The organism is Bacillus sp. B2-WWTP-C-10-Post-4, from assembly GCF_009183805.1.
Lineage (GTDB): Bacteria > Bacillota > Bacilli > Bacillales > Bacillaceae_G > Bacillus_A > Bacillus_A cereus.
Genome location: NZ_WEII01000048.1, coordinates 1 through 14,684 on the forward strand (window position 1 = coordinate 1; position 14,684 = coordinate 14,684).

The window sequence follows — 14,684 nt, forward strand, 5'->3', positions numbered from 1 at the left end:
CTCTCTATTTATATTTTAATTAAATATTGGCGATTAATTCATTAAATCCTTCTTTTACAATTCTATAATATTAGAAACTAATATATTCAAATCATTTTCAGTTTGTAAAATCCTCTGTTTTTCCTTTTCAAATACATCTTCTTCTTTTCGAAATGACTCTTTTCGATTTTGAATCATACGATTCATTTCTTTTTTACTCGGTCCACCGTATACATTTCTTTTTTGAATAAAAGCTTCTGGCGATATAATTTCTTTCCACTCTTTTTCTAATAAATTTATTTTAAAATGTTCTTGCAAGTACATATTTACCTCTTTGAAGTGTAATTCATGTAGTTCTTTTTTCTGTTCCAATGACATATTTGCAATAGCACTTGCTGCATGATGAGCGTGCCGAAATGGAATTTCATAGTTTTTTGTTAAAACATCGGCGAAATCCGTTATCGTTATTGCATGTTTATAGGAACGACTTTTTAACGTTTCTTCTTCTACTTTCATCGTTCGGATCACTGCATTCATCATACAAAAAACACGAATTGCCTTTTCAATCCCTTTATATAAATATGGCTGCAAGTCATCTTCCGTATCGACAATATCACCAAATGGTGTATTATGAATCATTTGAAATACTGTAAATGCTTCTCCTAAAGCACTACTCGTAATTGCACGAGCGTGCTCAATTGAAACCGGATTTCGTTTTTGCGGCATAATACTACTGATTTGTACATATGGCTTTGCAACAGTAATACCGTCATATTCTTTCGTTGCTAACAACAAAAAGTCATGAATCCATCTACTCGTATTCGTCATCATTACCATAAGTAGCGAGCTAACTTCTAATAAATAATCCGCTCCAGCAACAGCATCATATGAGTTCTCAATTACATTTGCAAATCCAAGTAGATGAGCAACTCGTTCTCGTTTAATCGGGAAACCTGTTGTAGAGAGTGCAGCCGCCCCCATTGGAGACTGATTTAAAAGCTGGTACGTTTTTTTCATTCGTTCTAAATCTCTTTGCATCGTATCATAAATTGCTAACGTATAATGACCAAATGTTGTTGGCTGTGCCGGTTGTGTATGTGTATAAGCTGGCATTATTGTTTCCTTATAATCAGCAGCAAGTTGTAGTACACTTTCTTGCAATAACAAATGATGTTCCATTAATCGTAATACATATCGCCTTAAACTCATGCGATACATCGTTACACCCATATCATTTCTACTTCTACCAATATGCATATTACTTACAAAATCGCATTTCGCTTCTTGAGAAATTAAATGTTCGACTAAAAAAAAGAGATCTTCATGCTGCTCTGTATAGAGCAATTGCTCTTCTGGAATTCCCTCTACCTTTTTTAATGCGTGTAATATAACTTTAGCTTCTTCCTTTTTCATTAAATTTTCTTCCGTCAGCATCGCAATATGTGCTTTATGCACTTGAAACATATCTTTCAATAAGTAATTTCGTTGAAAATTAAATACATGTTGTAATACACAATCCACATATGTTTTTCCAGGGAAATCAGCGCCTTCACTCTTTATAAACTCTTCTTTACTCTGTTTCATCACCTTTTCCCCTCTCACCTAAGTATTACTACCCATCATACCCAGAGATAGAAAAAAAGTGCTTGTACATAAAAATAAACTCGGTGCTCTCTGCACCGAGTTTATTTAATAAAAGTCGCATCATACTTATCACTTTGCAACACTTGGAAATGTAAGTTTGCTAAATGTTTCCGTATTTCTGCACTATCGTCTTCATTTAAATTATTCGCCAAAAACACAATCTCCGTACAGTTTCCACGTTTATCCATAGCGTAAACTGCTTTTGTAACCGTCCACGGTGTGTAACCATTCTTTTGCCCAGCATGTCTGAATGTTTTACGGTATTTCTTGGCACTCATGTCTGTTTCAACGATATTTGCCCACACTTTTTCTTCAGCCTCTGTCAAGCCACCTTTATGGTTTGCCTTTTGAAGTAATACCATATAATCATTTGCAGAAGCTGCTGGTAATCTGTCTGACCAAATTTTGTCGTAACGTTCCTCTAAATAAAGCGGAATTTCCTTCTGTAATAATGGTCCCTTCTTCTTTAAGCGTTCATGAATAACCATCGCATATTCACGATATTGCTCTTGAGACATTTCTTTTAACTTTTTCTCTATTTTATATTTTGGAACATGTAATTCTTTATGCAAATATCCCGGAATATACAAAGATGAAACGATTGGAAATAGTGGTTGATGTGCAGGAAGTGATAAACTTTGTAAATTTCGATTGATGTTATCTAATCCTAACAATTCCATTAAGTATTCAGCATTTGCATTCGAACTAAACTTAACCATTCCTTTTGCCACTTCTTCTAAAGAAACCGCTCCTTCAGTTATCTTGCCCGTCTTCTCCAAATACCTTTGCCATCTATCTTGTGCACCACCATCTGTATTCGGTACATAATAGCGATTCACATCATTAATCGATACGAAACTAGACGAATCAATTTTCCCTTCAGTAACTTGTTTCGTATATTCAAGCGCCACAATTAATTTCATCGTACTAGCAACTGGCAATACAACATTTGGGTTTACAGAATAGACAACTTTATCATTTCTCTTTACTAGAAGCGCACTATTTTTTTCATCTTTATGTTCTTCAATAAAAGATGCAATATACTGTGCATCATCATTATTTGAACTCCACACTTTTTTCACTAAAAAGTTACCCGATATTAGCAAAACGAAAATACCCACAACCACTGCGCATACTATAGTTTTTTTCAAGTAAAATTCCTCTCCTATTGTGTAACTCTTCTCTCTATCTTTAAAAAACAAAATAATGGAGATGGTTATTTAAATAACCATCTCCATTATTTTAACTTGTATACTCCTATTATGTCTACGTCATGATTTTCACAAAATCCTCAAGGAATTTTTTATAATGTAATGACCAACCAATTCGCACCCAATTTTTTAATGCTTTTGCATCAGGTTGAGGACGGAAATCTGCAATACTTTCTCCTTTTGCTATTCCCACTGTATCTACATCGACACGGCGATACACATAATCCAATATTGAAGGATTTGCGGCAACCATCATTGTAACGACGTCATGTACTGGACTTCCTTTTATTTTCGGATTTAATTTTCTATAAGCTTTATAATAATACGTAAAAATCGGTTCAATTAATTTATTAAAACTTGTTTTAGAATGTTTCGTAATATACTTTACCATTTCTGGCGTAATAATAGCTTCAGATGTAACATTGAGCGGCACCAGTGTCACATTCTTGGCATTTTGCATGACTAATTGCGACGCAATCGGATCACCATGAAAATTCGCCTCTGCGACTGGTGTAACATTGCCTGGCATTAAGAAAGCACCCCCCATTATATAATATTCTTTTACATACTTCATCATTGGCTTTTCTAAAATAAATGCTGTCGCTAATGTTGTTGATCTACCAGCATCGACTATTATTAATTCTCCTTTATATTTTTCAAGAATGTCAAAAAACTCACAAAAAGGCTTTATATTTGGAGAAAGATTTTTCGGTGGTCGAATTGGTCCTAAACCTTCCGCCCCATGAATTTCTGGATAATACGTTGTAATATCTCCAGATAAAGGGATTTTCGCACCATTAATAACAGGTATATCTTCCCTACCTGCTAACTGTAATAAATATGCCGCATTACTTGTCGCCTTTTCTTGCGTTACATTTCCATATCCTGTAACTACACCAACAATATCAATATCAGGATGCAACAATCCATACATAATTGCTAAAGAGTCATCAATTCCTGGGTCTCCTAAAAATAATACTTTTTTCATCGACCTCAACTCCATCCCCTCAGTTGTTATTAATTTATGAATAACCGTGGATATACAGAATAAAAAATGAACAAATTCACACAAAAAAACGCAGTCTTATAAGGACTACGTTCTTCAGCTAACCTATACTGTTTTTTTTACAGCACTCATACTTCCAATGATGTAAGCGATAAACGCAAAACAAATCGGGAAGACAACTGTATGTATACCGAACGGATTTGGATAGAAAAGATGAATACACATATATGAGCCTACCCCAACTAAAATAGACGCAAGCGCTCCTGTAGCATTTCCTTTCCTCCAATATAACCCTAATACGATTGGCCAAATGAATGCAGCTTCTAATCCACCGAAAGAAAATAAATTTAGCCATATTAAAAAATCTGGTGGTTTAATTGCCGCTGCATAAACGAGTAGTCCTACAATACCAGTAATCCACAAACTTCCTTTTTTTATCGTACTGTCTGCTGCATCTTTATTTATGTAATTTACGTATATATCTTTAATAATTGACGAGCTTACAAGTAATAATAAAGAATTTACTGTAGACATAATCGCTGCCATCGGTGCAGCTAAGAAAACTCCAGCTAACCAAGGTGGCAACACTTCCATCGCAAGTAGCGGCATTACTTTATCTGGTACCGTTATACCTGGAAGTACTACTCTTGCAAATACACCCGTTAAATGCATACCGATCATAATTGTACCTACAACAATCGTCCCAATTATTAACGCTTGATGCATCGCTTTTGAATTTTTATAAGACATGGCACGCACGCTAATTTGCGGCAAACCAACAACGCCAATTCCAATTAAAATCCAAAATGATGTAACATATGATTTCGTTAAACTGCCATCTGCTCCGAATGGTGTAATTAACTTTGGATTAATTTGAACAAGTTCCTGCATAATCTTTTCAATTCCACCACCAGCAATGACAGTAGCAATTAAAATGATTGTTGTTCCAACTAACATAATGATTCCTAATAATGTATCTGATAGAGCAACTGCACGAAATCCACCAATTAATACGTACACAAGTACAGAAAAAGTAAATAAAAATAGTGCTGTTGTATACGATAGCCCCGTTAGTGACTCGATTAATCGTCCACCACCGACCCACTGGGCTACTGTCGCTGAAAATAAAAAGATAATAATACATAACGCAGAAAGTATAACAACTGCTTTATTATTGTATCTCCCTTTTAAATAATCGATAAGAGTAATTGCTTCCATCTTCCTAGCGATAATTGCAAACTTTTTACCGATAACCGTTAAAACGATATACCCTGTTACAACTTGAATCGCAGATAACAGTACCCATCCAAGACCCATATTGTAAGCAATACCAGGGCCACCAATAAAGCTACTTGCACTACCGTACGTAGCAATCATTGTCATCGCTAATAATAAACCGCCTAGCTCACGCCCACCAAGAAAATATTCTTGCAAAAATTTATTATGAGCAGTTGCTTGCACGCGTCTTGAAGCATATACACCAATTAAAAATACAACGATAAACGAAATTATCATTGGAATGATTACATACCAATTCATCTATTATTCCTCACTTTTTTCTTCCTCATCGAGTGAAATATCTTGAAATACAAAACGAACAACTAAACTAAGTAAAATAACCATAACGATAAATCCAACGATACAGCTATAAAAAAACCATGCGGGAAAACCTAATACATATGTATATTCATTCGGATTTTTACTACCAAGCCCATAAGCAAATCCGTACCAAATTATAAAATTAATAATAGCAAGTCCAAGACCAATTAACGCTTCTCTATGGGCTATTCGAAAGCGTGGATCATCATGATAATCTTTCATTTTTACCCCTCCTCTCACGATGTATTATTGTACCATTGTTCTTCTAGTTTTTCCTACTAGAAAGCAAAAACAAGCAGGATTTTTTTACAATCATATAGAAGATTCTCTTACATTACATATTTTTTACAATTGTAACACAAATGAAATTTGAATTTTCAGTATTTCTTAATTATGATTTTAATTAGAGGCTTTCCACCTAGTTTCCACATCCTTGATTTCGGAATAAGCGCCGTCTCGTACTGCGTTTACATTATATTTTCAAGGGGGTTATACAATGAGTCAACTAGCTGTAAATCTTCATGAAAAGGTAGAGAAGTTTCTTCAAGGTACAAAAAAGTTATATGTGAATGGATCTTTCATTGAAAGCGCTTCCGGTAAAACATTTAAAACACCTAACCCAGCAACTGGCGAAACACTTGCCGTCGTTTCTGAAGCTGGTCGCGAAGATATTCATAAAGCTGTAGTCGCAGCTCGTATGGCTTTTGACGAAGGTCCTTGGTCTCGTATGAGCACTGCTGAGCGAAGCCGTCTCATGTACAAGTTAGCTGATTTAATGGAAGAACATAAAGAAGAGCTTGCACAGCTCGAAACATTAGATAACGGAAAGCCAATCCGTGAAACAATGGCAGCAGACATCCCACTTGCAATTGAGCATATGCGCTATTACGCTGGCTGGGCTACGAAAATCGTTGGTCAAACAATTCCTGTTTCCGGTGATTACTTTAACTATACACGCCATGAAGCTGTTGGTGTCGTTGGTCAAATTATTCCTTGGAACTTCCCGCTTCTTATGGCAATGTGGAAAATGGGAGCAGCGCTTGCTACAGGATGTACAATCGTTTTAAAACCTGCAGAACAAACTCCACTATCTGCTTTATACTTAGCTGAATTAATTGAAGAAGCTGGATTCCCGAAAGGTGTTATTAATATCGTACCTGGATTCGGTGAATCAGCTGGACAAGCTCTCGTTAATCATCCACTCGTTGATAAAATTGCATTTACCGGTTCTACTCCTGTCGGTAAACAAATTATGCGACAAGCATCCGAATCATTAAAACGCGTTACACTTGAGTTAGGCGGTAAATCACCAAATATCATCTTGCCGGATGCTGATTTATCTCGCGCGATTCCTGGTGCACTTTCTGGTGTTATGTTTAACCAAGGACAAGTATGCTCTGCTGGATCACGCTTATTTGTTCCGAAGAAAATGTATGATAATGTTATGGCTGATCTCGTCCTCTATTCTAAAAAACTAAATCAAGGTGTCGGTCTTAACCCTGAAACAACAATTGGTCCTCTCGTTTCTGAAGAACAACAAAAACGTGTAATGGGCTACATTGAAAAAGGGATTGAAGAAGGCGCTGAAGTACTTTGCGGAGGAAGTAATCCATTCGATCAAGGCTACTTCGTTTCTCCTACAGTATTCGCTGACGTAAATGATGAAATGACGATCGCAAAAGAAGAAATTTTCGGTCCAGTTATTTCTGCAATACCATTTAACGATATTGATGAAGTAATTGAACGTGCAAATAAATCACAATTCGGCTTAGCGGCTGGTGTGTGGACAGAAAATGTTAAAACAGCACACTATGTTGCAAGTAAAGTACGTGCAGGTACAGTGTGGGTAAACTGTTATAACGTGTTTGATGCAGCATCTCCATTTGGAGGATTTAAACAATCTGGTCTTGGCCGTGAAATGGGATCTTATGCATTAAATAACTATACAGAAGTAAAGAGCGTTTGGCTTAACTTAAATTAATGAGAAAGAACCTGACCTATCCGGTCAGGTTCTTTTCATTATGTATTCCTTTAAACTTGCAGTCCTCCGCTCACATTTAATACTTCACCTGTAATATAAGATGCGTATTCTGATGCTAAAAAAGCTGCTGCGTTCGCAATATCTTCTGGCGTTCCAATTCTACCAACTGGAATAGCACCAACCATCTTTTCTTTCACTTTATCTGGTATCGTTTTTGTCATATCTGTATCCATAAAACCCGGACAAATCGCATTACAAGTAATACCGAAGCTTCCAACTTCTTTCGCTGCTGTTTTCGTTAAACCGACAACTCCTGCCTTTGTAGCCGCATAATTTGCTTGACCTATGTTTCCTTCTCTACTAATTGAAGATATATTAATAATGCGTCCATACCCTTGTTGTCTCATGTAAAGAAGCGCTGGTTGCATACAATAAAAAACACCAGTTAAGTTCACTTGTAATACTTGTTCCCAAGCAGACTTCTCCATTTTATGTAACATTGCATCTCTTGTAATTCCGGCGTTATTCACCAAAATATGTAATGTACCGAATTTTTGAACCGCATATTCAATTAACGACTTCGCTTCATTTTGATTACTCACATCACATCGATATGAGCACACTTCATATCCTTCATCTGATAACTCACGTGTCGTTTTTTGTAGATTCTCTTCATTTACATCGCTAATTAATACTTTCGCCCCTAGTTTTGCATAAACCCTTGCAATCTCTTTTCCAATTCCCTGTGCAGCTCCTGTTACAACAGCTGTTTTCCCATTTAAAAACTCCATTCCTATCCCCCATTTCTATTACTTATACTGTATATTTCGGCTTTTTGCTTTTCAATTCCTCTTTGTATAAAAAAGTCTATTTGTGTCAAACTAACTTTGCAACGTCGCATAAAGTGAAACTTTAATCAGTGGGAAGTTTGTTCATCCCCCACTGATTATCAGCCCTCACCAATCGGGCATTTACGGACAGTTAATCTCCCACCTAGCTTCTTTGTTCCATCTGAGTTTTAAGGTGGGAGTTTTACTACCCGTTATGCGGGATAAAGTGCAAGGAGATTGTGTCGAATGAACAAAAAAAATTTCAAACAAAGCAAAGCAACTGATGGCATTGATGTTGAGTTCTCTCGCGAACTCGCTGACCACAATGACTTAGAAGCAAACGCACGTGCAAATGCCGCTGATGCACGTCAAAAGCGCCAATCAACCGAAAAATAAGGTACATCACAACCTTATTCTTTTCAAAAGGGACCTACTACCCAACAAAATAAACCGAGAGACATCTCTCGGTTTATTTTCTATATTTTTTTGCATAATGAGCCAAAGTAAGCAACGGATATATATGAGCATAACTATGATAACGAATATAAAACCCACCTGGTAAACCTGTTCCAGTAGGATATTTTTCATTTATATAAGGGTTGGAGAGCAAATATGAAATACCTTTTCGAATAACTGGCGCTTCTTTATCATAGTAAGAAATGAGGGCATCTAAAGCCCATGCTGTTTGGGATGGTGTACTAAATGGTAAAGTAACGAACCTTTTCTCCACACTACTGTGGCAAGATTCTCCCCAGCCACCATCTTCATGCTGTATATGTTCAAGCCATAAAGCTGCTCGTTTCAATGATGGATCGCTAGATGGTATTCCTAGTGACCGTAAACCAGTCAACACTGCCCACGTACCATATATATAACAAATTCCCCATTTCCCATACCACGACCCATTTTCCTCTTGTGCATTCATTAACCAATTTATCGCACTTTGTTTTTGTTTCTCAGGCAATTCGTTTTGTGCATACGTCCCGAAAAACTCTAGCACTCTCCCTGTAATATCTGGTGTAGAAGGATCTGTAATCATATCACTTGCATTTTCGATTGGTAAATTTGCTAATATACGGCTCGTTACCCCTTTTTCAAAAGCTCCCCAACCACCATCATTATTTTGCAATCCTTTAACCCAATTAACCGCTCGCTTCCAAGCATTATCTACATTTTCGTTCCCTCTACTTCGCGCTAATGCTCTTAACACAGCAGTTGTATCATCAATATCTGGAATCGTCGTATTCACATCCGAAAAGCCCCAACCACCCGGGAAGAGATCCGGTGCATGTACACTCCAATCTACTTTCTTCGTTTGCTGTTTTCTTAGTAAATATGCTGATGCATTGTGAATCACTTTACTTGCTTTCGGAACTTGAGCTTCTTGCAAAGCATAACTGAGTAAAGCTGTATCCCATATAGTTGATGGAGAGTTTTGCAAATGGGTCCCTCTCTCCATCTTCCATATATAAGATGTAATTCCCATTATAGCCTTCTTAATAATTGGTGATTGAATAGAATGTCCTAATGCAAGTAAAGCATAAATCATATAAAACGAGGCAGTTGCGTAGCTATATAATGTTCCATTTTCATCAATACGCTCTTTCATAAAACGTTCTACTTCCTCATATCCTTTATGATGCAAAGAAAGTGGATACGTTATAATTTTCTTCACGTCACTTACTAACGTTTGAAAAACTGGAGACCGATCCTCTCGAAACCATTCTCCGCCCCCGCCTGCAATGTGATTTAAATTTGGCAATAACTTTTTCCCTACTCGAAACCTTTTATTTAAACACAACATCATTGGAATTAAATGAATACGTGCTGAGCTACTCAATTCAAATATACTGAGAGGGGAATCATTCTGCAGAAACATAATTGGTGTTGGCAAATGAAAAAGAGAAGGATATTCATATTCTCCATGAATCGCTAATAAAAACTTCGTCATAAAATGAGCACGTGCTACCCCACCGCGCTCATTTATAAACATTTCCGCTCGCTTCATATTCGCATCTTCTTTTGTATATTTTTCCGATGCAAGTAAGGCGGCATAAGATTGAATGGTAGCTGATAAATTACCTCCCACCTCATCTTCATACAATTTCCATGTTCCTTCATTTGTTTGAAGTGATGCTAATCTTTTCACAAACGGTTCTATCTCTTTATCTCTACCTAATAATTTTAATAAAAAAATCATATGGCAATCTGTTAATGGAGCTCCTTCAAAACAAAACCGCCACGTACCATCTTGCCGTTGCATTGTTTGAAGTGCAGTTGTTCTTCTCGCTATTTCTTCATGCACTTTTTCATATAATAACAAGTTACTCACCCACCCTTTCGAAATCCGTATAACGATATTCAAAAAGGTAGCTGAATATGTATAAAAACAAAGAAAAGCAGAACATATAAAATGTTCTGCTCATAAACAATACCCTACTCCGACAATAATTCCTAATAAAGCACCGACTACTACCTCATACGGTGTATGCCCAACAAGTTCATTTAACTTCTTATATTCTGTTTCTCTACCGTGAAAAAAGTCATTCAATATTTTTGCTTGTTTACTTACTGCAAGCCTTACTCCTGAAGCATCATACATAACAATAATGGCAAAAATAGTAGCAACCGCAAACATCGAGCTTTCCACACCTTCCACTACTCCAACTCCTGTAGCAAGCGCTGTAACTGTTGAAGCATGAGAACTTGGCATCCCACCTGAAGCAAAAAACTTTGCAAAATCAAATTCACCTGTTTTAACTAATTTAAAGACTACTTTCGTTAATTGTGCTAAAAACCATGAAATTACAGCTGCCATAAGCGGATCATTATGTAAAATTGTTTCCATGTTCTCAGCTCCTTACTAGCTATAATGGAAATCCTATATAGTATCAGTATAAAGAAAAATGCGTAGAAAATACTACGCATTATGATACTTTTGCTGATTTATTTTTTATAAATTTCGGTTGTTTCTGCACTAAAAACTTAGTCTTCGCTACCGAGAATACAAATAATGCAACCCATATACAGAAAAATGCAATCATATGAGTAGATGTGAAATGTTCACCAAATACGAATACACCTAAAATTAAGCTAATTGTTGGTGCAATATATTGTAAAAAACCTACCATATAAAGCGGAATAAGTTGGGCTCCTTTTGCAAAATAAAAAAGTGGTAGAGCTGTAACAATACCCGCTCCTATTAATAGTAATGTCGATAACATTGAGATAGAGCCAAATGAGCCGAAACCATGTACTCCTGTCATTACTAGATAAATAATCGCAAACGGCGTCACTAACATCGTTTCCATCGTAAGTCCAATTGTCGCATCATAGTTTAACAATTTTTTCGTTAATCCATATAATCCAAATGAAAAGGCAAGTGAAAGAGAAACCCACGGAATAGATCCGAAACGTACTGTTAAAATGATAACCCCCACTCCAGCTAAACCAACTGCAACATATTGCCAAAAGTTTAACTTTTCCTTTAAAACGACTGTACCAAGTAAAATACTAATAAGCGGATTAATATAATAGCCAAGACTCGCTTCAATAACATGATTATGATTAACGGCCCATATGTAAACAAACCAGTTTCCACTAATCAAGACTGAAGCTATTGTTAATGACATTAATAATTTAGGTCGTTTAAAAAGATTCACAAATTCCCCAATAAACTGGCGAAACCTCTTCGTAACACCTAATACGAGTAACATAAAAACAAACGCCCAAACGATGCGGTGTGCTAATATTTCATCTGCTGGAACTTCCTCAACCCATTTCCAATAGATTGGTAGTATTCCCCACATCGTATAAGCACCAGCCGCATATAGTATCCCTTTTTTTTGCTCTGCTGATTGACTCCCCATCTTCCTTTTTCTCCTCTTCTCATTTTTTCTCCATTATACGGTCTCACATGCTCACTTTACCAATAATCAATCTGCATTTCTTTCGACATTTCTCATACAACGAATAATAAACATACCGTTATTACAACAAGTAACGGTATGCCGAAAACAAATTTCTTTTTATGAGTTTTATGATGAAACATATACATGCCGATCCAAGCTCCAACTGCTCCTCCAGCTGCCGCCGATAAAAACAACGTACTTTCTGGCGTTCTCCACTGTTTCTTCTTTGCTTTTCGTTTATCAAGCCCCATAAGGCTAAAAGCTATAACGTTAATAATAAGAAAATAAATCCATTTCATCGCTTTCTCTCCTTATGAAAAATTCGATTAATAGTAACACGAAAAAACGACGGAAACAACTGAAGAACTCTTTTTATCCAACTAGTTTCATTCCTTTTTCTTAATTAGTTACCTTCATATTTACATAACCAACTAAAATCACAGTTAAAGCATTTAATATAGAAAAATGTTATGAGCAGAATCCTATATTTCATTACATTCATCCACTACCATATCATCAAAAAAATTGCTCTCAATCACTTTCTCATCAAAACGAAGAACTACAATTAGCCCTACATATAAAGAAACAAAATTTAGAAACCATTCCCCATTCTCATCTTTCTTAGCTAAGCATTTAAATATCTCTTGAAATTGCATACGCTCATCTGTCGCAACAACTGGTCGCACGCCAAAATATTTCAATACAAGATGTAGGTTGAACTGCACGGATAATGATAAAATATACTTTAATAACTCGGTATAATGAGCAACATTTTTTTGACTATATAACTTCACAAGCTCTTGATGTAAAGTAGAAATTGATAATTCTTCTTTAGTCACTTTTGTTGCTTCTATCATTTCAATCATCTTTTTCATATCCATTCCATTTACCCCTCCTGTTACAAAACAAAAGCCAAAGTATACTTATTTTATAATCAACAATAATTGATTATTTCTCGTCTCTCTTTTTTCTTCACTTACTAAGTCATACTTTTTTAAAAGATGAAATACATCATTTAATATTTCTTGTGAGTGATTACCTTGTAAAAAATTTTTTAACCCTTTAAAAATCTCTTCTGATAAAAAACTCTTTTGACTTTCAAGCTTATTCATCACATCTTCAATAGAATGATCAATGTTACATGCCATACTAAACTTCCCCCTCTATCCTCTATAAATAATATCCTCAGCTAACGATGTAAACACTTCTCCAACAAGAGAATCTTCATCATATACAGATGAACCATTATTTTCTTCACGTTTCGCAAAAGGTATTTGAGCAATTACTTCTGTTTGCAATTGTTCTGCAAGCATTTCGCCGCCGCCTTTTCCGAAGAGATAATTTTTCGATCCATCTTGTTCTTCATAATAAGCCATATTTTCCACAATACCTAAAATCTCATGCTTCGTATGTTTTGCCATTACACCGACTCTTGAAGCAACGAATGAAGCTACATTGTGCGGAGTTGTAACAATTATTTCTTTCGCTTGCGGAATCATCGCTGCAACATCGATCGCAACATCTCCTGTACCTGGTGGTAAATCAAGTAATAAATAATCTAATTCTCCCCAGTGCGTATTCGCAAGAAAATTTTGAATCCATTTATTTAGCATCGGTCCGCGCCACATAACTGGGTTATTTCCTTCTGTAAAAAATCCCATCGACATGATTTTAACACCGTGACTAATGACTGGAATTGCCGTTTGATCAATCATCGTTGGTTTCTTATTCGTTTCCATCATAGCTGGAATACTAAAACCATATATATCTGCATCTAATATCCCCACCTTTTTGCCCATACGCGCTAGTGCAGTTGCAAGATTAATTGTCACCGTTGATTTTCCAACTCCGCCTTTTCCGCTCGTTACAGTAATAAAACGTACTCCTGAATCCGAGCGAAGCATGCTCGGCATACCAGTTTCTGTTCTAGTATTTTTCTTTAATTTCTCTGTTAAAGCTGTACGTTCTTCTTGTGTCATAGAACCAAATGTTACCTCCACTTTAGAGGCACCAATTGCGTGAAGTGATTCTTCAATATCTTGTTGAATTTTTGCTTTTAACGGACAACCTTGGATTGTTAGTACTACTTCAAGTTTAACCTCTGTTCCGTTCATTTGTATATTTCTAACCATATTTAATTCTACAACACTTTTGTGTAACTCTGGATCCTCTACATGTTTTAATGCATTCATTATTTGTTCTTGAGTAAGCATAGAACTCATCCCTTCTCTTATTCTAATTTATATACAACATTTTCTTGGCGCTTCATCTGGTGAAAAAGCTTATCATCCACCGCTAACAGGCGGGATTAATGCGACTATATCTCCAGCTTTTATCATCTCTTCATTCATTACAAACTCTTCGTTAACAGCGACCATCACTTTATCCAACGATTGTAAACAATAGCTGGCTTTAAGCCATTCTTTTAATTGTTGCACTGTCATTTCTTGCTTTTCTGAAATCACTAATCGATCCGATCCAACTTCCTCACGCAAATTTGCAAACAATAAAATTATAATCATT

General features: G+C 36.1%; 16 protein-coding genes. 2 read left to right on the forward strand and 14 right to left on the reverse strand.

Translation table 11 applies throughout. The annotated features are described in order from the left end of the window. Positions 1 to 54 precede the first annotated feature (54 nt). From argH to GBN78_RS18325, 5 genes are all read right to left on the reverse strand, one after another. Positions 55 to 1,563, reverse strand: a complete 1,509-nt coding sequence (gene argH / locus GBN78_RS18305; protein ID WP_000813991.1) for an argininosuccinate lyase — start codon at positions 1,561 to 1,563, stop codon at positions 55 to 57. A 101-nt stretch (positions 1,564 to 1,664) separates the two neighbouring features. Next, entirely contained in the window at positions 1,665 to 2,774 is a 1,110-nt protein-coding gene (locus GBN78_RS18310) for a serine hydrolase (RefSeq protein ID WP_000751377.1), read from the reverse strand. A 115-nt stretch (positions 2,775 to 2,889) separates the two neighbouring features. Beyond that, a complete protein-coding gene (locus GBN78_RS18315; protein WP_080451403.1) occupies positions 2,890 to 3,837 on the reverse strand; it encodes a nucleoside hydrolase in 948 nt (315 codons plus the stop codon). A gap of 108 nt (positions 3,838 to 3,945) precedes the next feature. Next, positions 3,946 to 5,379, reverse strand: coding sequence for a sodium/pantothenate symporter (gene panF, locus GBN78_RS18320; protein WP_001104815.1), 1,434 nt, complete (start codon positions 5,377 to 5,379; stop codon positions 3,946 to 3,948). 3 nt (positions 5,380 to 5,382) lie between these two features. Next, the gene (locus GBN78_RS18325; protein ID WP_000656239.1) at positions 5,383 to 5,661 is read right to left on the reverse strand and encodes a YhdT family protein; all 279 of its coding nucleotides are present in this window, start codon (positions 5,659 to 5,661) and stop codon (positions 5,383 to 5,385) included. A gap of 274 nt (positions 5,662 to 5,935) precedes the next feature. Here GBN78_RS18325 and dhaS point away from each other — a divergent pair, with 274 nt between their 5' ends. After that, a complete protein-coding gene (gene dhaS, locus GBN78_RS18330) occupies positions 5,936 to 7,420 on the forward strand; it encodes an aldehyde dehydrogenase DhaS (RefSeq protein WP_000080279.1) in 1,485 nt (494 codons plus the stop codon). A gap of 50 nt (positions 7,421 to 7,470) precedes the next feature. On the opposite strand, the gene fabG is transcribed toward dhaS, so the two are convergent. Continuing rightward, positions 7,471 to 8,211: a 3-oxoacyl-ACP reductase FabG gene (fabG, locus tag GBN78_RS18335; protein WP_000395038.1), complete on the reverse strand. Its 741-nt coding sequence runs from the start codon at positions 8,209 to 8,211 to the stop codon at positions 7,471 to 7,473. Between the two features lie 285 nt (positions 8,212 to 8,496). Here fabG and GBN78_RS18340 point away from each other — a divergent pair, with 285 nt between their 5' ends. Further along, positions 8,497 to 8,646 (forward strand): YfhD family protein, encoded by a 150-nt coding sequence (locus tag GBN78_RS18340; protein ID WP_001035815.1) that lies wholly within the window; start codon positions 8,497 to 8,499, stop codon positions 8,644 to 8,646. 73 nt (positions 8,647 to 8,719) lie between these two features. On the opposite strand, the gene GBN78_RS18345 is transcribed toward GBN78_RS18340, so the two are convergent. The 8 genes from GBN78_RS18345 to moaD all read right to left on the reverse strand — a co-directional run bounded on the left by GBN78_RS18345 (position 8,720) and on the right by moaD (position 14,683). Then, positions 8,720 to 10,573, reverse strand: a complete 1,854-nt coding sequence (locus tag GBN78_RS18345) for a terpene cyclase/mutase family protein (protein WP_000928153.1) — start codon at positions 10,571 to 10,573, stop codon at positions 8,720 to 8,722. Between the two features lie 99 nt (positions 10,574 to 10,672). Then, positions 10,673 to 11,098: a divergent PAP2 family protein gene (locus GBN78_RS18350; RefSeq protein ID WP_000447820.1), complete on the reverse strand. Its 426-nt coding sequence runs from the start codon at positions 11,096 to 11,098 to the stop codon at positions 10,673 to 10,675. Between the two features lie 79 nt (positions 11,099 to 11,177). Further along, entirely contained in the window at positions 11,178 to 12,119 is a 942-nt protein-coding gene (rarD, locus tag GBN78_RS18355; RefSeq protein ID WP_000535538.1) for an EamA family transporter RarD, read from the reverse strand. A 92-nt stretch (positions 12,120 to 12,211) separates the two neighbouring features. Then, positions 12,212 to 12,460, reverse strand: coding sequence for a DUF1294 domain-containing protein (locus tag GBN78_RS18360; RefSeq protein ID WP_000871349.1), 249 nt, complete (start codon positions 12,458 to 12,460; stop codon positions 12,212 to 12,214). 183 nt (positions 12,461 to 12,643) lie between these two features. Then, positions 12,644 to 13,042, reverse strand: coding sequence for a hypothetical protein (locus GBN78_RS18365; RefSeq protein WP_000367287.1), 399 nt, complete (start codon positions 13,040 to 13,042; stop codon positions 12,644 to 12,646). A 42-nt stretch (positions 13,043 to 13,084) separates the two neighbouring features. Beyond that, positions 13,085 to 13,309 (reverse strand): group-specific protein, encoded by a 225-nt coding sequence (locus tag GBN78_RS18370; RefSeq protein ID WP_152127582.1) that lies wholly within the window; start codon positions 13,307 to 13,309, stop codon positions 13,085 to 13,087. Positions 13,310 to 13,324: 15 nt separating this feature from the next. Beyond that, positions 13,325 to 14,374: a P-loop NTPase gene (locus GBN78_RS18375; protein WP_152127583.1), complete on the reverse strand. Its 1,050-nt coding sequence runs from the start codon at positions 14,372 to 14,374 to the stop codon at positions 13,325 to 13,327. Positions 14,375 to 14,446: 72 nt separating this feature from the next. Continuing rightward, complete coding sequence (moaD, locus tag GBN78_RS18380) at positions 14,447 to 14,683, reverse strand: molybdopterin converting factor subunit 1 (RefSeq protein ID WP_000583943.1); 237 nt, start codon at positions 14,681 to 14,683, stop codon at positions 14,447 to 14,449. Between the last annotated feature and the right edge of the window lies 1 nt (position 14,684).